The organism is Streptomyces sp. CA-210063, assembly GCF_024612015.1.
Taxonomy (GTDB): Bacteria; Actinomycetota; Actinomycetes; order Streptomycetales; family Streptomycetaceae; genus Streptomyces.
In genome coordinates, this window is the sequence record NZ_CP102512.1 from 5,907,018 (window position 1) to 5,926,343 (window position 19,326).

Sequence of the window (19,326 nt, forward strand, 5' to 3'; positions counted from 1 at the left end):
CCGACGCCACGTGACCGACCGATCACTCCTCGCGTCAGGCGTTTTCCTCCCCACCTCCCTCTCCGCCTTCGTCGCGCTGTGCGTGACCCAAGGCGCCCCCATGGCCGACACCTTGGTGCACCGGGCGCAGGGCGCGGCCGTACGCAACGGCACGGATCTCCACGGCTTCACGGTCACCGAGTGGCGCCTGCCCGCCACCTATCCCCCTTTCGCCGCCCTTCTCTTCGTCCCGACGACCTGGCTCCCGCTGCCCGCACTCAAGGCGGCCTTCGTCCTCGGCAACACGGCACTGCTCGCGCTCCTGGTCCATCTCTCCGCCAGCATGGTCGGGGCCGGCCCCCTCCCGGCCCCGACCATGCTCACCGCCCTGACCGCCTTCCTGGCGACCGTCGCCCTCGGCACCCTGACCCTCCCCGCCGCCTCCGTCGACTTCTGGACCCGCCGCCTGCACGAGACCGAGCGCGTCGGCAAGACCTGGATCGTCGACAACCACTCCTTGCGGGGCCTGCCCGCACGGACCCTGGGGGACCCTTCACCGATGGCATGACGGTGCTGGCCATGCCTCGATCGGGTGATCGGAGCCCTGTGGAGCCTTTGCTCAGGCCCCCTCCGTCAGCAGTTCGTCCGCGTCCATGATCCGGTAGGCGTAGCCCTGTTCGGCGAGGAAGCGCTGGCGATGGGCGGCGAAGTCCTGGTCGATGGTGTCGCGGGCGACGACGGAGTAGAAGTGGGCCTGGTGGCCGTCGGCCTTGGGGCGCAGGACGCGGCCGAGGCGCTGGGCCTCCTCCTGGCGGGAGCCGAAGGTACCGGAGACCTGGATGGCGACCGTGGCCTCCGGGAGGTCGATGGAGAAGTTCGCGACCTTCGACACGACCAGGACGTTGATCTCGCCCTGGCGGAACGCGTCGAACAGCTTCTCGCGCTGCGCGTTGCTGGTCTCACCCTTGATCACCGGCGCGTCCAGGTGGGCGCCCAGCTCGTCGAGCTGGTCGATGTACTGGCCGATGACGAGGATCTGCTGCCCCGCGAAACGGCGGACGATCGCCTCGGCCACCTTCCGCTTGGTCGCGGTGGTCGAGCAGAAGCGGTACTTCTCCTCCTGCTCGGCGGTGGCGTAGGCGAGCCGCTCGGAGTCGGTCAGATTCACCCGGACCTCGACGCAGTCGGCGGGCGCGATGTACCCCTGCGCCTCGATCTCCTTCCACGGCGCGTCGAACCGCTTGGGCCCGATCAGCGAGAACACGTCCGACTCACGCCCGTCCTCCCGCACCAGCGTCGCGGTCAGCCCCAGCCGCCGCCGCGCCTGCAGATCGGCGGTGAACTTGAAGACCGGCGCGGGCAGCAGATGCACCTCGTCGTAGACGATGAGGCCCCAGTCGCGGGAGTCGAACAGCTCCAGGTGCGGGTAGACGCCCTTCCGCCGGGTCGTCAGCACCTGGTACGTGGCGATGGTGACCGGGCGGATCTCCTTCTTCGTCCCGCTGTACTCGCCGATCTCCTCCTCGGTCAGCGACGTCCGCTTCACCAGCTCGTGCTTCCACTGCCGCGCGGAGACGGTGTTGGTGACGAGGATGAGGGTCGTGGACTTCGCCTGGGCCATGGAACCGGCGCCGACCAGCGTCTTCCCCGCGCCACAGGGCAGCACGACGACGCCGCTGCCGCCGTGCCAGAAGTTCTCCACGGCCTGCTTCTGGTACGGCCGCAGCGCCCAGCCGTCCTCGGCCAGCTCGATCGGGTGCGCCTCGCCGTCCACGTACCCGGCGAGGTCCTCGGCCGGCCAGCCCAGCTTCAGCAGTGTCTGCTTGATCTGCCCGCGCTCGGAGGGGTGCACGGCGACGGTGTCCGGATCGATGCGCGCGCCGACCAGCGGAGTGACCCTCTTCGACCGCAGGATCTCCTCCAGCACCGGCCGGTCGGTGCTGGTGAGGACCAGACCGTGGACCGGGTGCTTGGACAGGGTGAGACGGCCGTAGCGGTCCATGGTCTCGGCGACGTCCACGAGCAGCGCGTGCGGCACGGGATACCGGCTGTACTGCACCAGCGCGTCCACGACCTGCTCGGCGTCGTGCCCGGCCGCCCGCGCGTTCCACAGCCCGAGCGGCGTCACCCGGTAGGTGTGGATGTGCTCCGGCGCCCGTTCCAGCTCGGCGAACGGCGCGATGACCCGACGGCACTCGTCCGCCTGCTCATGGCCGACCTCCAGGAGCAGAGTCTTGTCCGACTGGACGATGAGTGGACCATTCACGCGCGACACCCTTTCGATTAGGCCCGAGGGCTCTCCGGCGCTACAGCCAAACGTCCAGTGTGCCTGATCGTTCCGCCCGGCCGCCGGTCCTGCCCGGGTCTTCCTCGTACAACCCGCCCCATCTCGCCAGTGTTATTGGATGTCTATTCATTCCCCTGAGTGGCCGGAATTCAGATTTGCGGCAATGGTTCCGAAGAATGGCGAACCGTGCAGCCACCCACACCGGCCGACCCCGCCGATCCGGTCATCCCGTCCGCCTCCCCGCAGGGCACCACGCTCGGCTACGCCCTCTTCGCCACGCGCTGGCTCCAGGCGCCGCTGTACTTCGGGCTGGTCGCCGCGCAGGGGGTGTACGTCTACAAGTTCTTCAACGAGTTGTGGACGTTAATCGTCCGGTGCGTGAGCGGGAGTGCCACCGAGACGTACGTCATGCTCGCGGTGCTCAAGCTGGTCGATGTCGTCATGATCGCCAATCTGCTGATCATGACGATCGTCGGCGGCTATGAGACCTTCGTCTCCCGCATCGGCCTCCAGGGCCACCGCGACCAGCCCGAATGGCTCTCGCACGTCAACTCCAACGTGCTGAAGGTCAAGCTCGCCACCGCCATCGTGGGCATCTCCTCCGTCCATCTGCTCCAGATGTTCGTGGACGTCCACCACACCTCGCACCACGCGCTGCTGTGGGGCACGGTGATCCACATGGCCTTCATCGCCTCGGCGGTGCTCCTGGCGTACATGTCGGGGCCGATGCTGCGCGAGGACAAGGGGCACGGGTCCCACCACGGGGCACCGCAGGACCCGCCGCCCGGCGATCCGAAGGGCCCGCGGCGGCCGACGGAACCCACGGAGCCGGCCGAGCCGCAGGGCCCCGGCGCCGGTGGAACGGCCGGTTCCCGGCCTCAGGCGACCCCCGCCACCGCCCCCGCACCCTCCGCCCCCGTCCTCCTGCGGGCGCCCCTGCCGATCCCGGCCCAGGCCACCTCGTACGAGAACTACGAGACGTACGAGAGCCGGGTCGCCCCCTACGAGACCCGGTTCACGCAGGGCGGGACGCGGCTCGTGCAGTACGAGGCGCGGCGTACGTCGTACGGAGACGGGGACGGGGCACAGCGGGTGCCGTACGGGGAGGACGCGCGACCCGTGCCGTACGCGCCGTACGGCGGTGAGGTCCGGCGGGCGTTGTACGCGGACGAGATCCGGCGTGGTCCTTCCGGGGCCGACGCGGGGGTCGAGGGGCGGGTTCGGGCCGCCGGGTTCCCGGCGCGGAAGCTGCTGGAGGAGTTCGACCAGGGGCACCCGCGCTCCTTCGACCGGCGGCTGCTGGCGCGGCTCGGGACGCTGGACTTCGTCGCCGCCGGGCGGAACGTGGTGTTCGTCGGCGCCCCCGGCACCGGCAAGACGCATCTGGCGATCGGGCTCGGCGTACGGGCCTGCCAGGCCGGGCACCGGGTGCTGTTCGCGACCGCCACCGAGTGGGCCGCGCGGCTGGCCGGGGCGCGGGCGGAGGGCAGGCTGGCCGAGGAGCTGTCCGCCCTCGACTCATGCCCCCTGCTGATCGTCGACGAGGTCGGCTACCTCCCCTTCGACCCGGACACCGCCCGGCTCCTCTTCCAGCTCGTCGCGCACCGCTACGAGCGGGCCTCGCTGATCGTGACCAGCGACCGCCCGCTCGGCCGCTGGGAGGAGATCTTCGGCGGGGCCGCCCCGGCGCTGGTCGACCGCCTAGCGCACCACGCCGAGATCGTCCGCCTCGAAGGGGAGAGCTACCGGCTGCGGCGCGCTACTTCAGCAGGCTGATGTTCTGGACGAACGGCCCTTCCAGGGTGATGCTGTCGCCGACCAGAGTGCCGAGTTCGGGGAGGGGCAGGGGCGGGTTCGCCGCCGCCGGGGAGGCGAGCACGCCCACCAGGGCGACGGCGGCGACGGAGACGAGAAGCGTGGCGATGGGGCGCATGCGTGCGTGTGGGCCTTTCGAGCGCAGGAGTCGATCTCGATCGGACACAGGGTGGCTGCCCCGCCACCCCCGCCACGATGCGTACGCCCCCGCGCGACCGCTCATCGGGGGGAAATGGCCGGGTGGCCTGCATGAAATCCGGCATACGCCCGAACGGGTGAGGAGCGGGAGACCGCTTGATCCACTCGGTCGGATCGGGGCGCTGAGGGGCGCTCAGATGGTGTCGTCCGCCAGCTCCGCGACCCCGGTGATCCGGTGCAGCGGGTACGTCCGTACCTCGTCCGCGGTGTGGTCGTACGCCGTCACGAAGCCGCCCTCGACACGGACCGGGGCGAGGACGCGCTGGCTGGCGGAGCCCTCGGCGTTGACGTAGCCGACCCACAGGGCCTCGCCGGTGAGGACGGCGGCCTGCATGGTGGCGAGGGTCTCGGCGGAGCTGGTGCGCGGCAGGGCGCCGGCCGGGGCCGGGCCGCCGGCCGTCGTCCTGCGGGGCGCGGTGGAGGCGAGGTCACCGGCGCGGATCGCGCGGATCGCGGCGCCCAGCAGGGTGTCGTCCGGGGCCGGGGGGCCGTCCGGGACGGGCTCCGGGGCCGTGCGGGGCGGGGTGCGGTGGGCGTGCGCCCGGGTGATCAGGACGTCGCCCTCCGCGGACTCGGCGGCCGGCGCGTAGCCCATCGCGCGCAGCCCGTCGAGCAGCGCCGCCGGGTCCGCCTGGGCGGCGAGCACGGTCGGCGCCAGGCGCCGCAGCCCGAGCCCCTGCGACCGCTTGTCGGCGAGGATCTCGTTGAGCATCGCGTCGTCGTCGCAGCGCACGTACGCCGACGCCGCGCCGATCCGCAGATGACCGTGGCGCCGGGCCACGTCGTCGATCAGATACGCGAGCGGCTGCGGGACCGGCGTACGCGAGTGGGCGGTCAGGAAGTCGTGCAGGTCGGAGGCGCTGCGGCCCGCGTCCAGCGCCCGGCGCACCGACCCCGGCGTGAACCGGTACACCGTCGCGCCACCCTTCGACTCCACGTCCGCCAGAACGCCCAGCATGTCCGCCAGCGGCCGCTTCAGCGGGCCGGGCGCGACGGCCGTCAGGTCCGCCTGGAGCAGGACGTGGTCCAACGGCTCGGGCAGCAGCGGCGCGAGCAGCCGGGCCGCCCGGGAGGCCGCCGCGGCCTGCTCGGCGACGAGGTCTGGGGAGGGGGCGTGGTGGGCGGGGAGCTTGTCGCCGGGGGTCTCCGGCAGCTCGGCCGGGGCGGGGGCCTCGTGCGGCAGGCCGAGGAGCGCGCGGCCGTGCGTGGACAGCGCCCCGCGCCCGGTGACGCCGAGCGACTCGGCCTCGGAGAGGGTCCAGCGGGCGATACGGGAGCGCAGGTCTTCGCCCTGGCGCGGCTGACCGCCAGGTTGCGGGGACTGCGAGGGTTGCTGCTGGGCCTGCTGGGCCTGCTGGGCCTGCGGGGGCTGCTGGGCGCCGCGGGTGGGGCGTTCCCAGTGGAGGCGGGCCAGTACGGAGTCGGGGGTGGCCGAGGTTCCCTCGGGGAGCCCGGCGAGCAGGGCGAGGACCCGGTGGCGTACCTCGGGCGCGGCCGAACGGTCCAGGCCCGGGCCCAGCGCCGACAACGTCCGCTCCTTGGCGTCCCGTTCGCCGATCACCCCCGGCGTACGGGTCGCCGTCAGCCAGGCCGTGGCGAGCCGCGCCCAGCGCTCGGCGGGGGGCAGCTCCAGCCACTCGTCGTACGCGGGGGTCGCGGCGTACCGTTCGTCGGCCTCGCCGTCCGAGGCCAACAGCCCGGCGGCGTAGGCGAGTTCGACCCAGAAGGCGGCGACGGGCTCGGGCAGGTCGAGGGCCACGGCCGTCCGCTTCAGGTCGCGCACGCTCAGTCCGCCCGCGCGCAGGACGCCCGGGCCGCCCTCGTCCCAGTCCTTCAGCAGCTCCTCGACGGTCGCCAGCGCGGTGTACGCCTGGCCGGCCGCCGTCGCGTCCACAACCTGTGGACGGTGGGCGGCCGCCGCCTCGACGGGCGGCGGCACCGGCTGGACCTGCCGGTGCGCGCGGCCCGCCCGCAGATGCAGGGCCACCTCGCGGGGGATGACGACCGTGCCCGGGGCGGTGGGCAGCAGCAGGCCCCGGTCCAGGAGCCAGCGCAGATGGGCCGCCGGGTTGGCGGTGACCTGGCCGTACGGCGGCCCCCACACCAGGCGGGTCAGGACGTCGAGGGACTCGGCGGGCGCGGAGGCGAGGAGGGCGGCCATACGGCGACGGTCGGTGAAGAGTTCGCTGAGGGCGGTGACGGCCGAGACGGAGTCGTGCGTGCTCGCCAGACCGGCCTCGGTGACGATCTCCTGGACCCGCCCCGGTGACATGCCGGCGGTGGCCTCGGCGACGGTCGGGCCGAGGCCGGTGGGGGAGGGGTGCTGGGGGGAGGGGGCGAGGAGTTCGCGGGCCGTGCGGACGAGGCGGAGCCGGTCGTCGGGGCCCCAGACGAGGGCCTGGTCGCGCAGCGTGCCGAGGGCGTGGGGCAGCGCGGCGGTGACGGCCGGGTCCGCCTCGTCGCCGGCCAGCAGGGACGCGAGTTCGTCGTACGACGCCGGGTCGGCCGCGACGGCCAGGGCCTGGGCCGTCTGCAGGGCGAACCGGTCCAGGCGTTCCAGGGCCCGTACGACCGACGCGCGCGTGCCGGCGCGGGTCGCCAGCTGGGTCAGGTCCGTGGGCACGGGCGTGATGAGGTCCGGCCGCGCCCGGAGCAGCACGGCGAGCGAACGGTCGTCCCGTCCGCGTAGGGCTTCCGCCAGGGAACGGGGGGTGCCGCCGGGGGGCGCCGTCTCCGTGGGGGTGTGCTGCTCGGGGCTCATCCGGCCAACGGTAGCGGCTGTGCCGAACTGGGGCGCCTAGTAGCTCGGGGGGCGGGTTCTTGTGTGGCGGCTGCGGGTGGGTCGTGGCTGGTCGCGCAGTTCCCCGCGCCCCTTACGGGGCGCGGGCCCTGCTGGCCTTGCGGGCCCAGCGTGCCTGCGGGCCCAGCGTGCCTGCGGCTCCTGTGCCCCTGCGGCCTCAGGAACCGCAGGGGCGCCTAGTAGCTGGGGGCGGGTTCTTGTGTGGCGGCTGCGGGTGGGTCGTGGCTGGTCGCGCAGTTCCCCGCGCCCCTTACGGGGCGCGGGGACTGCTGGCCTTGCGGGCCCAGCGCGCCTGCGGCTCCAGCGTGCCTGCGGCCCCAGTCGTCCCAGCGGTCCCAGCCGTCCTGGCTGCGGGCAGTCGTGCCGCTGGGGCGGCGCGGGTGGGGGCGGCGGCACCCGGGCAGCGCCGGTGAGCGGAACCCCGCACTTCGTTCAGCCCGGGGCCGGGTGCCTGACCCGAGCTGGGGCGGCCGTGGCCCATCAACCCCGGGCGCCTGGAAGCGATACCGTCGGGGGAGTATGCGCGCCAACCCCGGAGGGGCTTCGTGGGGATTGAGAGCGACCAGGTCGTCTATGAGTACCTGAGCCGGGTCGGTGACCTGGCCCAGCAGCGGCAGTTGCCGTCGGCGACGCGGATGCGGCTCGTGTCGGGGCTGCGGGACGAGATCGACCGGCGGCGGGCGAAGGCGCCGGTCGACAGTCCGGCCGCCGTACGCCGCATCATCGCCCGCCTGGGCACCCCGGACGAGGTCGTCGAGGCCGCGGGCGCCCCCGGGGACGTACCGGAGCCCAGGGCCGCCGCCGTGCCCGTACAGCGGGCGACGAGCGGTGAGGGCGAGGACGACGAGCCGCCCAAGGGGTTGGCCAAGAGTCTGCGGCGGGTCGTTCCCCGGCCGCGGCCCGCGGACGACGTGCCGCCGCCGGTGGTGCGGGACGGGGCCGCCCCGCCGCATCTCGCTCCGCTGCACGAGTTGGGCGACGGGGGTGTGCAGCCCGACTGGTGGCGGGTCGGTGGGGGTGCCGGCCCCGGGGGTGACGATCTCGGGTTCGGGCTCGGGGATGCCGTGCCGGGGTTCGTCGGGGGTGTGGAGATCCCGGAGTTGCTGAAGCCGCCGCCGGTGAAGGAGGAGGGGGAGGGGGCGCCGAAGAAGGCGGTGGTCGAGAAGACGGCCGTCGAGAAGGGGGAGGCGCTTTCTGCGGTCGACGCGGAGGAGGAGGTGCCTCGGCGGCGCCGGTTGCCTCGGCTGCGGGGGGTCGGTGGGGGGTGGAGCAATCCGCTGTTGCTGCTGGCCGCGGTGTTGTTGGTCGCGGGGGCGGTGATGGGGAGTCTGGTGCCGTTGGGGCTGGGATGGTTGATCGCCTATCTCTCGCGGAGGTTGACGCCCGCTGAGTCGAAATGGGCGGTCATGGGGATTCCGGGGGTGGTGGCCGGGGGTGGGATCGTCTGGCTGTGGGGGCGGAGTGATGGGCGGTGGGGGGATCCGATCGCTCAGGGGCAGATGAACGATGCACTGGTGGAGACCTGGCCCTGGGTGCTTCGACTTGCTGCCGTTTCCTCCGCGCTGTATCTGCTCTGGCGTTCCCAGCGGGCTCGCTGACCAGGCGTTTCCTCGCCCCCGCCGCCCCTACCCGTCCCATCCAAGGGGCTGCCGCCCCTTCGACCCCGCCACGCGGGAGAGCTCGGGGGGTGGGGGTTCGTGGGCGGGTGCGGGCGCGTTGTGGTTGCTCGCGCAGTTCCCCGCGCCCCTGAAAAGCAGGGGCGCGGGGAACTGCGCGGCCAGCCCCCACCCACCCGCACCCGACCCACAACCTCGCCGGCCCCACAATGGACCGCATGGACTCTCGCGTGCTGACCGTCGGGTTCGATCTCGACATGACGTTGATCGACTCGCGGCCGGGGATCCACGCCTGTTACGAGGCGTTGGCGGCGCGGACGGGGACGTACATAGACGCCGACCTGGCGATCACCCGGCTCGGGCCGCCGCTGGCGGACGAGTTGGCGTACTGGTTCCCGGCGGCGGACATCCCCTCGATGGCGGACCTCTACCGCGAGATGTACCCGGCGATCGCGATCGCCGCGACCCCCGCGATGCCGGGCGCGCCGGAGGCGATCGCGGCGGTCCGGGCGGCCGGTGGCCGGGCGATCGTGGTCACCGCCAAGTACGAGCCGAACGCCAAGCTGCACCTGGAGCACCTCGGGATGGAGCCGGACGTGGTCGTCGGCGACCTCTGGGCGGAGGCCAAGGCCGTGGCGCTGCGCGAGCACGGCGCGAGCGTGTACGTCGGAGACCACACCGGCGACGTACGCGGCGCCCGCACGGCACAGGCGTACTCGGTCGCCGTCGCCACCGGACCCTGCGACGAGCGGGAGCTCCAGGAGGCCGGCGCCGACGTCGTCCTCACGGACCTGACCGTCTTCCCGGAGTGGCTGGCGCGTCACGGCCACCGGTAGGCGCTAGAAACGCGCCTCGCGCGCCCTTCTGCGCCCCGCCGCGACGGACTGGAGTACTCCGGCGCCGGCGATGAGGAATCCGACGCCCATGAGCATGCTCAGGACGAACATGTAGGTGGGAAACGGAGTCGTTCCGAGGAACAGCGGGGCCACGGTGACGAGTGTGGCCACGGCGCCGACGAAGAAGACGATGGCTCCGGCACGGATCAGCCGGTCACCGGGTTCGGCGGAATTCGGTTGGGTTTTGTCACGCACCCGACCAGGGTAGTTCCCAGCGCGAGGGAACAGTCGGCCGACGTCTTGTCACCTGCTCCCGGACCAATAGGCTCATACGTTTCCTTTGGTATCCGTAGCGATGTGTCGCCTGTCGGTGTCGTGCCGTGTGTCCGGTGTCGGTCGGTCTCGGGTCGTATATGAGTGCGTGGATCGAATGGGTGACCTTTTCTCGAGAGTGTCGTTGACCGGATGACAGCACGATGGGCGGGGAAGGGGGAACCGTTGAGCCGGAAGCTGCCGCTGGGCGAGGGTGAAATGGCCCGGACCGCCTGTGCCCGTGGTCTGCTGCGCGCGGGTGTGGTGGAGAGGACGGGTGAGGTGCTGTCGGCTGCTGTGCTGGCGCAGCGGGTGGGCTGGGCAGCTGATCTGGTGTCCGGCATGGCTGGCGAACTGCTGGCCGGGCACTGGAACGCCACCGATGTGGACGTGCTCGCCTCGGGTGAGGATGTGGGCGGACGGAAGCTGCCGTCGAACGCGTGGATGGCGCTGCGACGGCTGGGTTGGACGGCCGCCCCGGCCGACGGCGTGAGGGTCAACGACCGGATTGTGCGCATGGCCCAGGAACAGGCCGGGCGCGCCCTGCGCTCGGCACACTGGCGGGCCGAGCTGACGTCCGCGGTCCTTCGGACGTGGCCGTGCGATCCGGGCAGGCGCACACCTGAGGAGTGGGAGCGGGTGCGGGAGGCGGTCCCCGGCGGTCGGCATCTGCCGTCGAGTGTGATCCGCTCCCGCACCCGGCAGATCACCGCCTTCGCCAGCAGGAACGGCCGCCTGCCGACCGGCGTGTTCGAGCTGGAGGCCCCGCCCCGGGCGACGCGGATGCTGCTGCTGTCGGCGTGTGACGGGCAGCAGGCCACCATCGAACGCGGCGAATACGACCCGCAACGCGCGCTGCTGCGCCTGCAGTTGCCCGCCCGGCCCGACCCGCGCTCCTACCGGGACTGGACCTGGGTAGCCTGCCCCGTCACGCTGCCGCCCACGGTCCCGCCCGGCGCGGTGCTGCACCTGCCCACCCTGCGCATCACGGGCATCACGGGCAGCACGGTGCGCGCCGATCTGGCTTACACCCATGCCGTCCCCGGGTCCCGCCGTACCGGCCACATGGTGGCGCTCGGGGTGGACTGGGGCCTGAACACCCTGCTGTCTGCGGGCGCGGCCCGGCTCCACGACGACGGCAGCATCACCGCGCTGGGGGCGGGGGCCCAGTTCCGGGCCGCCGGAGTTCTGTCCAGGCAGCACCGGTTGCGGCGTCTGTCGGAACACCTGCACACCAAGGCCGACCAGTACCAGCGGCTGATCGGAGCCGACGAGCAGCACGAGCTGTCCGGCAGACATGGGGTGCTGCGGGACGAGATCCGTTTCGTGTCCGACCGTCGCTCGCACCTCAACGACGCCCTGGCCCGGGCCGCCGCCCGCTGGGTGGTGGACCAGGCCATCGCCGCCCACGCCACGGTCATCTACCTGGAAGACCTGCGGTCGATGGAAGCGGGCGGCATGGGCCGCACCACGAATACGCGCCTGTCCCAGACGGTGCGCGGCCAGATCGTCGACCGCATCCGGCAACTGGCCGCCGAGGCCGGCATCGCCGTCGTCACCGCCCCGCCCCGCAACACCTCCCGCCACTGCCCGCGGTGCCTGACCCCGCTGCGGCACCGCAAAGCCCCCGACCTCCCCACCACACCGGGCTGGAAATGGGCCGTCTGCCCCGACCGGGCCGGATGCGGCTGGCAGGGCGACCGCGACCACGGCGCCTGGCAACGCATCACCGCACGCGGCCTCACCCACCAGGCCAGGACCGTCACCGACCGCGCCACCGGGCAGATGGTGATCCGCACGGTCGTGGACAAGTTCGAGACCCACGCGGTCATCACCCCGACCGCCCAGACCAGCCGGGCCGACCGGTCCAAGACCGGCCCCACCCGGCGGAAACCCACACGCCCCGCGCCCAGGCGACGCGGGGCACCCTCCCCCACCGGCCCCTCGGGTCCGGCGGGCAAGCGTCCGGAGGGACACGCACCAACGGACCGCAGGACGCTGCCCCGCGCAGCCCACCGGAACCAGGGCGTGACCACGATCAGCACCCCCACCACCAGCCGACACCGGCCACGAGGAGCAGCACTGGGCGCAGGATTCCACCTGCACGCTCACGCCACCCCTCCACGATGGGCACAACCCACGCCAGACGCTATATCTGACATGGGATCAGTAAGCTGATTAGAGACGCTGGTACCGGCGGGTCCGACGGCCCGCTGTAGCGCTATCCAGAGCAGTTTGCGCACACTTAGTGCGGCACCGCGTTGATCTTTCGGGATTATGAAGCAGGGCGGACGAAATGGAGCACTGGTTCCCCGCTGTCGGGCAGGAGGGTGCGTCCGCTGGGAGTGAAGCCAGCGCGTCGGTAGAGGTGTTGCGCCCGGTCGTTGCTCTCGCCGGTCCATACCTGGAGGTGTGCGTACCCATGCTTGTTGGCGTGTCCTGAGATGCTTTCGAGAAGGAGCAGTCCCAAACGTCGTCCCCAGTGGTCGGGGTGGACGAAAACCATGGAGATGTGGCACAGCTCTTCCAGCCGCGCTCCGTGGCCGTCCTGGTCGCGTCCCGGTTCGGCCAAGGCCATGCCGAGCACCTCATCACCGACCGAGGCCACCAGGACGAGCGCATCGGGTTCGGCGAGCTTGTCTTTCACCCGGGCGATGCGCTGCTCGGTGGGCGGTCGTCCGCGAGCAGTATTGGCTTGGCGCCAGATGTCCACCGCAGCGGCGAGGTCCTCGCCGCGTGCGAGGTGTGCTGTGACCGGGGCGCCGAGATGCAGGCCGCAGGACCAGTCGAGAGTTTCCTCGGGGGTGCCGACCGGGTGCCCGGTCGGCAGGATGGTGTCCTCGTAGCGTCCGGTGTTGTCGGTGTAGAGGGCGAAGCCCCACCGGTCGGGGTCGCCGGTGTCGCGCAGGCGGCACAGCGGGAGTTCGTCGCCGTTGTCGAGCAGCGCGTCGAGGTAGGCGAATCCGGCTCGGTAGCGAACTGTGAGCTCGGTTATGGGCGGCCAGCGCCAGGCCCGCTCGGCAAGGCGTTGTCGTAGCACTTGGGCTTTCACCGTGTTCTGGGTCGCCATGGCTTCCATCATGCCGGGGCCGCTCTGTCCGGGGCCCCGGGCCGGGCTGCCAAGGTCTGCGGACCGGTGGGCTGTTCTCGGGGGTGGGGGATTGGTGCCGGCGAGTCCGTTCGCGATCGTTTTGGAGGCTGACGAGTGGGCCGGGTTCGAGGAGCTGGCCGCATCCCGGACGGAGCAGGCGGGCCCGGTCCAACGGGCCGCGGCGGTGTTGGCCTGTGCCGAAGGGATGTCGAACGCTGCGATAGCGCGGCGGATCGGCCGGCATGTGGACACTGTCCGGGCCTGGCGCACACGCTTCGCCACCGAGCGGATGGCCGCTTTGTCCGATCGTCCCCGGCCCCGCGGCCGTCCCCGGCTCAGCCCCGCCGACCGGCTGCGCGTGATCGCGGCCGCGACCGCAGCTCCGCCGGGCCCGGACGGCACATGGATTCACTTACGGCCGGCCTGCCACCTCCGGCTCTTCGGCCCGGCAGTCTCCGCCTCGCAGGTCGGACGGATCCTGGGCGCCGTCGACCTCAAGCCCCACCTGGTCCGCGGCTGGCTCACGCGCCTGGCCGACCCGGACTTCTTCACCCGCGCCGCCGACATTTGCGCCGTCTACCGCAACTGTCGTGCGGACTCGGTGGTGTTGTCGGTCGATGAGAAGACCGGGATCACCGCCCGCTCCGGCAAGCATCCCGACCAGCCCGGACGACCGGGACGGCGCACCCGCCGGGAGTTCGAATACCTCCGCCACGGCACAGTGTCCCGTCGTCGCCCTCGACGTCCACACCGGCCAGGTCATCACCGAGACCATCGCCCGGAACAATGCCGACACGTTCATCAGGTTCCTGCGGCTGCTGAACTCCAGCATCGCTGCGCACCTGGACATCCACCTGGTCTTGGACAACGGTTCCTCGCACACCGCGAAGAAGACCCGGTCCTGGCTCGCGGCGTATCCACGGTTCCACATCCACTGGACGCCGAAGCACGCGTCCTGGCTGAACCAAGTGGAGATTTTTTCTCCGCGCTCACCCGGCGTTTACTACGTCGGGGCGCGTTCACATCGCGCCAGGACCTCGGCGACCGCATCGACGATTTCGTGCTCCAAAACGACACCACGGACGCTCAGCACTACCGCTGGACCTACGACGGCACCCACTCAAAGCCGCATGAACCCCCGAAAGATCAACGCGGTGCTGCACTAGAACACTTCTCAGACGCAGGTTCCGACGAGTACGCGGCAGACGTGCCTACCGGCAAGGTCCTCGGGGGTGCTCTCCCGTTCGACACTCGCAACGGTGACGATGACCCTCAGACCCTCTTGGCTATCGATATGGGCTCTGTGGTGGCTCAGCTTGAGTTGAAGTGCCAGCGTGGCGCCGTGCCTCTGAAGACGTGGGGACGTCCCAGGGAGATTGACCGTACGGCAATCCTGGAAGACCTTGAGGGCGGCATGAGCGTCATGAAGGTTGCGGCCAAGCACGGTATCGGCCGTGCGACCGTCTTCCGTAGCAAGGTGGAAGCCAAGGAGAGCTAATCCCCTCACACTTCCTGCACCACTTTGAGCCTCTGCCGACACAGGCAGGGGCTCAGTCTCGTTTTAAGGCGTGTTGGGTTGGAGAGACCCCCGGTAGGGTTGCATGACGGCAGTTCAACCGGGTGTCCAGGAGCGTCCGGGACCGATCGAGGGAGTGTGTGCTTTGCCGACTGGCAAGGTCAAATGGTTCAACAGCGAGAAGGGCTTCGGCTTTCTCTCCCGCGACGACGGCGGTGACGTCTTCGTCCACTCCTCCGTACTGCCCGCCGGTGTCGACACCTTGAAGCCGGGCCAGAAGGTCGAGTTCGGGGTCGTCGCCGGTCAGCGCGGCGACCAGGCACTTTCCGTGACGATCCTGGAGCCGGCCCCCTCGGTCGCCGCCGCACAGCGCAAGAAGCCCGACGAGCTCGCCTCGATCGTGCAGGATCTGACGACACTTCTGGAGAACATCACGCCGATGCTGGAGCGGGGCCGCTACCCCGACCGTGCCGCGGGCAACAAGATCGCGGGTCTGCTCCGGGCCGTGGCCGACCAGTTGGACGTGTAGCCCTCACACCTAAGGGAAATCCAGCGCGTTCGGGCCGAGGGGCGGTACCAGCCCCTCGGCCGCCGCGCGGGTGAGCAGGCCCCTGACCGCCGCGTAGCCGTCCTCGCCCAGATCCGCCGTGAACTCGTTGACGTACAGGCCGATGTGCTGGTCGGCGACAGCCGGGTCCATCTCCTGGGCGTGTTCGAGGACGTACGGGCGGGAGACCTCGGGGTCGTCCCAAGCCGCGCGGACCGACGCACGGATCGTCTCGGCGATCCGCGTCAACGTCTCCTCGCCCAGTGCCCGCTTGGCGATGATCGCGCCCAGCGGGATCGGCAGACCCGTCGTGCCCTCCCAGTGCTCGCCCATGTCGGCGAGCTTGTGGAGGCCGTAGTTCTGGTACGTGAAGCGGGCCTCGTGGATGACGAGACCGGCGTCGACCTTCCCGTCCCGCACGGCCGGCATGATCTCGTGGAACGGCAGTACGACGATCTCGCCGACGCCGCCGGGCAGTGTGTCCGCCGCCCAGAGGCGGAAGAGGAGATACGCGGTCGACCGCTCGCTCGGCACGGCCACCGTACGGCCGGTGAGGTCCAGACCGTCCGGGCCCGGCTCCCGCGTCAGCACCAGCGGACCGCAGCCCCGCCCCAGCGCGCCGCCGCAGGGCAGCAGCGTGTATGTGTCGAGGACGTACGGCAGGACGGCGTACGACACCTTCAGGACGTCGAGTTCACCGCGTTCGGCCATGGCGTTGGTGACGTCGATGTCCGCGAACGTCACATCGAGCGCGGGCGCGCCGGGAATCCGGCCGTGGGCCCAGGCGTCGAAGACGAAGGTGTCGTTGGGGCAGGGCGAATACGCCATCCGCAGCGTGCCGTTCAGCGCCTCAGAACTCATGGGGATCACCGGGTTCACGGGGGTCATGGGGGTCATATGGATCCCAACTCTCCAGTACGGGCGTCAGCTTCCCGAAGGCCTCGGTGAGTGCGGTGAGCGCGTCGCCGATGCGCCAGGCGGCGCGGTCGCGCGGGCCGACCGGGTTGGAGACAGCCCGTAGTTCGAGGACGGGGACGGTGTGCGCGGCGGCGGCCTCGGCGACTCCGAAGCCCTCCATCGCCTCGGCCAGGGCGCGCGGGTGCCGGGCGCGGAGCGCGGTGGCGCGGTCCGCGCTGCCGGTCACCGTCGAGACGGTCAGCACGGTGCCGGTGCGGGCGCCGGTGGCGGTCGCGACGGCGTGGACGAGGGCCCGCGGCGGGTGGTGGGTGACCGTGCCGAAGCCCAGCTCGGTGACCGGGACGAAGCCGTCGGGGGTCTCGGCGCCGAGATCGGCCGCCGTGATCTCGTCGGCGAGGACCAGGGAACCGACGGGGGCCTCCGGCTGGAAGCCGCCCGCGATCCCGGTGGAGACGACCAGCGCGTACGGCCTGCCGTCCAGGGCCGCGGCGGTCAGCGCGGCGGCGGTGGAAGCGGCGGCGAGAGCGGGCCCCACACCGGCGGCGAGGAGATCGTAGACGGGGCCGGAGGGCGGGGAGCCGTTGTCCCGGCTGGCGTGAGACGGGGGCAGGGAACCGGTGTCGTCATGGGACGGCGGGGAGCCGGGGGCGTCGTCGCCGGTGTGCCGGAAGCGGTGGAGGGTGGTTGCCGGGAGGGGTACGTCGGTGCCGGGGCCCGGGAACGCCCGTGCCACCGCGTCCCGTTCGGCGGGGACCGCGGTGGCTACGAGGATGCGCATCGTCGGCGGGCGTGGATCAGGCGTCCGGGTTCGTCAGCTTGAAGTTCCACACGCCCTTGATGTCCGAACCGGCCTCGTTCTGCTCGACGACGCTGATGGTCAGCGACTTCGCGGCGGTCTGGCCGGGCTGGGTGGCGAAGAGGGCGGCGTCCTCGAAGGAGAAGTACGTCTTCTTGAACGTGTTGCTGGTGGCCTGCTCCCCGTTGATCCACAGGGCCCAGCCCGTGTCCGCCACCTCGGGGTCGACACCGATGCGCAGGACCTCGCCCTCGGGCAGCTCGATCGACTCGGAGGGCTTCTCCTGCGCGCACTCCTTGGCCTGTGCGGCGTCGAGGGTCCGGTAGCACTCGGCCTCGGAACTGATCGAGTCGGTGCCGATCGTGACGGTCGCCATCGGCGTCGGCTCATCGCAGGCCGACAGGACGAGAAGTCCGGCGGAAACGGCGCCGAGAGTGGCTGCGGCGCGACGGGAACGCTGGGAGGTCATGGGCGAAGGCTATCGGGCATGTCCAGGGGTGCCCCTACGTGGGGTGCGGCGTGCCGTGTCCGGCGGCCGGGGCGGGCCCCGTTTCGCCGGGCCCCGAGCGCTTTCGGCACCGGGCCGGGTCAGGCCACCCGGGCGCGGGGCGCGTCGCTGTGGCGGGCGGAGGAGAGGAGGCCGCGGACCGTGGTGAGCCAGCCGGCGGCGACGATCGTGGCGGCCACGGACAGGCCGAGGGTGCCGTTGAGGGGGAGGGCGATACCGATGGCGCCGCCGACCACCCACGACATCTGGAGCAGGGTCTCGGAGCGGGCGAAGGCGGAGGTCCGGACCGGTTCGGGGACGTCCCGCTGGATCAGGGCGTCCAGGGACAGCTTCGACAGGGCCTGCGAGAAGCCGGCGACCGCGCCGAGGGCGGCGATGAAGAACGTGCCGAAGAACAGGGCCGCCGTGATCGCCACACCGAGTTCGACGGCGACGACGGTGACGACGATCAGTTCCGGCGAACGCTGCTTCACCCACGCTCCCACGGCCGTGCCGAGCGCGTTTCCCGTACCGGCCGCCACGGCCACCATGCCCAGCGAGACGGCGGCGCTCTGCCCGTGCAGCGGGTGTTCGCGCAGCAGGAACGCCAGGAAGAAGATCAGGAAGCCGGAGAGACAGCGCAGGGCCGCGTTCGCGCCGAGCGCGTGGGTGACCGCCGGGCCGACCGTCCGCAGCCCCGGGCGCAGACGCGTGCTGCTGCGGTGCGGGCCGTGCAGATGCTCGGGGTCGGCGGCGAGCAGCGCGATGTCCTCGCCCTTCGCCGAGTCGACCTTCGAGGGGAGCGTGAAGGAGAGGACCGTACCCGCGATGAAGATCACGAAGGCGCCGTAGAGCGGCCATTGGGAGCCGAGTGCCTGCAGTCCCGCGCCGATGGGCGCGGCCACGCCGGTGGCGAGCAGACCGCAGAGGGTGACCCGGGAGTTGGCCTTCACCAGGGAGAACCGGGGCGGGAGCAGCCGTGGCACGACCGCGCTGCGCACCACCCCGTACGCCTTCGACGCGACCAGGACGCCCAGCGCGGCGGGGTAGAGCTGGAGGCTGCCGGTCTCGACGGCGCCGACGAGGACCAGCGCGAGCAGGGCGCGGGCCAGCATCGCGCCGGCCATCGCGGCGCGGCGGCCGTGCGGGAGGCGGTCCAGGAGGGGGCCGATGACGGGGGCGAGGAGGGCGAAGGGGGCGAGGGTGATGGCGAGGTAGAGGGCGACGCGGCCTCGGGCCTCGTCCGTGGGGACGGAGAAGAAGACCGTGGAGGCGAGGGAGACGGTGATCATCACGTCGCCCGCGCCGTTCACACCGTGCAGTTCGATGAGTTTGCCGAGGCCGGATTCGCCGGCGCCGTGCGCGTGCGTCGCCCTGCGGATGCCGCGGGCCGGCCCTGTCACCGGCAGATGCAGGGCACGGCCCACCGAGCGGACGGCCCCGGTCACCCGACCCGATCCGCGCGCTTCGCTCCGCTCGGCGCCGGTCACCTCGTCATAGTGCCCCGAGAAAGGGGGCCGTAGTGCGTTTACCGCTCATATGGCCCCGGAGCGGTGGGGGCGGGCGAGGGTGGGGGTGTCTGTGGTGCGCTTGTTGTCTGCGGGTGCGTGGGGGCTGGTCGCGCAGTTCCCCGCACCCCTGAAAGCCGACGGCCCTGCGGGCCGATCGCCTTTCGGAGGCCCACAGGCCTCTTGCACGGGCCGCGGGCCTTTTGGATGGGCCGCAGGCCCTTGGACGGGCCGTAGGCCCTTCAAGGGGCGCGGGGAACTGCGCGATCAGCCACGATCCACCCGCGGACGCCCGACGACCCGCACCTCCCGAGCTCGAAGGCGCCCCCTTCACACAGCCCCCGGCGGTTTCCCGCCAACAGCCGACCCCGCCTCCCAAAGCCCCCTCCCACCCCCTCCCCGGCCAAAGCCAAGCGCAGCGGAATCGCGGAACCATTACGTCGGTGTGGGCGCGGAGCCTCGGAGAAGGTAGCGTGCATAGCGCGCCTGCGGCGGTTGTTCTCGGCCGCGCGCCTCTCGTTCATCCCGCAGAATGGATGACATAGGTGCGCCCGAGTGCGATCGGGCGCGGACGTCGACGCGGCCCTCCGGTCCGCTCCGTCCGCACCCCCGCCGAGGGA

General features: G+C 71.7%; 15 protein-coding genes and 2 pseudogenes. 8 read left to right on the forward strand and 9 right to left on the reverse strand.

The window, feature by feature from the left end:
* Nucleotides 1-100: 100 nt before the first annotated feature.
* Nucleotides 101-538 (forward strand): annotated as a pseudogene (locus JIX56_RS25835) (glycosyltransferase 87 family protein); the annotation flags it as partial.
* A 60-nt stretch (nt 539-598) separates the two neighbouring features.
* On the opposite strand, the gene JIX56_RS25840 reads toward JIX56_RS25835, so the two are convergent.
* A complete protein-coding gene (locus JIX56_RS25840) occupies nt 599-2,245 on the reverse strand; it encodes a DNA repair helicase XPB (RefSeq protein WP_257544003.1) in 1,647 nt (548 codons plus the stop codon).
* Between the two features lie 207 nt (nt 2,246-2,452).
* Between JIX56_RS25840 and istB the strand changes: the two genes are divergently transcribed.
* Nucleotides 2,453-4,042, forward strand: coding sequence for an IS21-like element helper ATPase IstB (istB, locus tag JIX56_RS25845; RefSeq protein WP_257544004.1), 1,590 nt, complete (start codon nt 2,453-2,455; stop codon nt 4,040-4,042).
* Here the strand turns inward: istB and JIX56_RS25850 are convergent.
* Together JIX56_RS25850 and JIX56_RS25855 are read right to left on the reverse strand one after the other, a co-directional pair.
* The gene (locus JIX56_RS25850; protein WP_257544006.1) at nt 4,026-4,199 is read right to left on the reverse strand and encodes a hypothetical protein; all 174 of its coding nucleotides are present in this window, start codon (nt 4,197-4,199) and stop codon (nt 4,026-4,028) included. The genes istB and JIX56_RS25850 overlap by 17 nt on opposite strands.
* Before the next feature lie 213 nt (nt 4,200-4,412).
* On the reverse strand, nt 4,413-7,040 hold the full coding sequence (locus JIX56_RS25855; protein WP_257544008.1) for a helicase C-terminal domain-containing protein: 2,628 nt from the start codon (nt 7,038-7,040) through the stop codon (nt 4,413-4,415).
* Between the two features lie 584 nt (nt 7,041-7,624).
* On the opposite strand from JIX56_RS25855, the gene JIX56_RS25860 reads away from it, so the two are divergent.
* Both JIX56_RS25860 and JIX56_RS25865 read left to right on the forward strand, forming a co-directional pair.
* Entirely contained in the window at nt 7,625-8,677 is a 1,053-nt protein-coding gene (locus JIX56_RS25860; RefSeq protein WP_257544010.1) for a hypothetical protein, read from the forward strand.
* Between the two features lie 227 nt (nt 8,678-8,904).
* Nucleotides 8,905-9,531 carry an HAD family hydrolase gene (locus JIX56_RS25865; protein ID WP_443031882.1) on the forward strand — a complete coding sequence of 209 codons (627 nt, stop codon included), beginning with the start codon at nt 8,905-8,907 and terminating at the stop codon, nt 9,529-9,531.
* A 3-nt stretch (nt 9,532-9,534) separates the two neighbouring features.
* Here the strand turns inward: JIX56_RS25865 and JIX56_RS25870 are convergent, their stop codons facing one another.
* Nucleotides 9,535-9,786 (reverse strand): hypothetical protein, encoded by a 252-nt coding sequence (locus JIX56_RS25870; RefSeq protein WP_257544014.1) that lies wholly within the window; start codon nt 9,784-9,786, stop codon nt 9,535-9,537.
* Between the two features lie 243 nt (nt 9,787-10,029).
* Between JIX56_RS25870 and JIX56_RS47685 the strand changes: the two genes are divergently transcribed.
* Nucleotides 10,030-12,021, forward strand: coding sequence for a zinc ribbon domain-containing protein (locus JIX56_RS47685; protein ID WP_306819877.1), 1,992 nt, complete (start codon nt 10,030-10,032; stop codon nt 12,019-12,021).
* A gap of 97 nt (nt 12,022-12,118) precedes the next feature.
* On the opposite strand, the gene JIX56_RS25880 is transcribed toward JIX56_RS47685, so the two are convergent.
* A complete protein-coding gene (locus JIX56_RS25880) occupies nt 12,119-12,913 on the reverse strand; it encodes a GNAT family N-acetyltransferase (RefSeq protein WP_257544016.1) in 795 nt (264 codons plus the stop codon).
* Between the two features lie 10 nt (nt 12,914-12,923).
* On the opposite strand from JIX56_RS25880, the pseudogene JIX56_RS48090 reads away from it, so the two are divergent.
* From JIX56_RS48090 to JIX56_RS47690, 3 genes and pseudogenes are all read left to right on the forward strand, one after another.
* Nucleotides 12,924-13,403, forward strand: a pseudogene (locus tag JIX56_RS48090) (helix-turn-helix domain-containing protein); the annotation flags it as partial.
* A 148-nt stretch (nt 13,404-13,551) separates the two neighbouring features.
* The gene (locus JIX56_RS48095) at nt 13,552-14,100 is read left to right on the forward strand and encodes a transposase (protein ID WP_443032064.1); all 549 of its coding nucleotides are present in this window, start codon (nt 13,552-13,554) and stop codon (nt 14,098-14,100) included.
* Between the two features lie 495 nt (nt 14,101-14,595).
* Nucleotides 14,596-14,979 (forward strand): cold-shock protein, encoded by a 384-nt coding sequence (locus tag JIX56_RS47690; protein WP_306819878.1) that lies wholly within the window; start codon nt 14,596-14,598, stop codon nt 14,977-14,979.
* Between the two features lie 9 nt (nt 14,980-14,988).
* On the opposite strand, the gene JIX56_RS25895 is transcribed toward JIX56_RS47690, so the two are convergent.
* From JIX56_RS25895 to JIX56_RS25910, 4 genes are all read right to left on the reverse strand, one after another.
* A complete protein-coding gene (locus tag JIX56_RS25895; protein ID WP_257544020.1) occupies nt 14,989-15,858 on the reverse strand; it encodes a 1,4-dihydroxy-6-naphthoate synthase in 870 nt (289 codons plus the stop codon).
* Nucleotides 15,848-16,693: a futalosine hydrolase gene (locus JIX56_RS25900; RefSeq protein ID WP_257544022.1), complete on the reverse strand. Its 846-nt coding sequence runs from the start codon at nt 16,691-16,693 to the stop codon at nt 15,848-15,850. The genes JIX56_RS25895 and JIX56_RS25900 overlap by 11 nt, the downstream gene beginning before the upstream one ends.
* 16 nt (nt 16,694-16,709) lie before the next feature.
* Nucleotides 16,710-17,180, reverse strand: coding sequence for a hypothetical protein (locus JIX56_RS25905; protein ID WP_257544024.1), 471 nt, complete (start codon nt 17,178-17,180; stop codon nt 16,710-16,712).
* 119 nt (nt 17,181-17,299) lie between these two features.
* A complete protein-coding gene (locus JIX56_RS25910) occupies nt 17,300-18,646 on the reverse strand; it encodes an MFS transporter (RefSeq protein ID WP_257544026.1) in 1,347 nt (448 codons plus the stop codon).
* Nucleotides 18,647-19,326 lie beyond the last annotated feature (680 nt).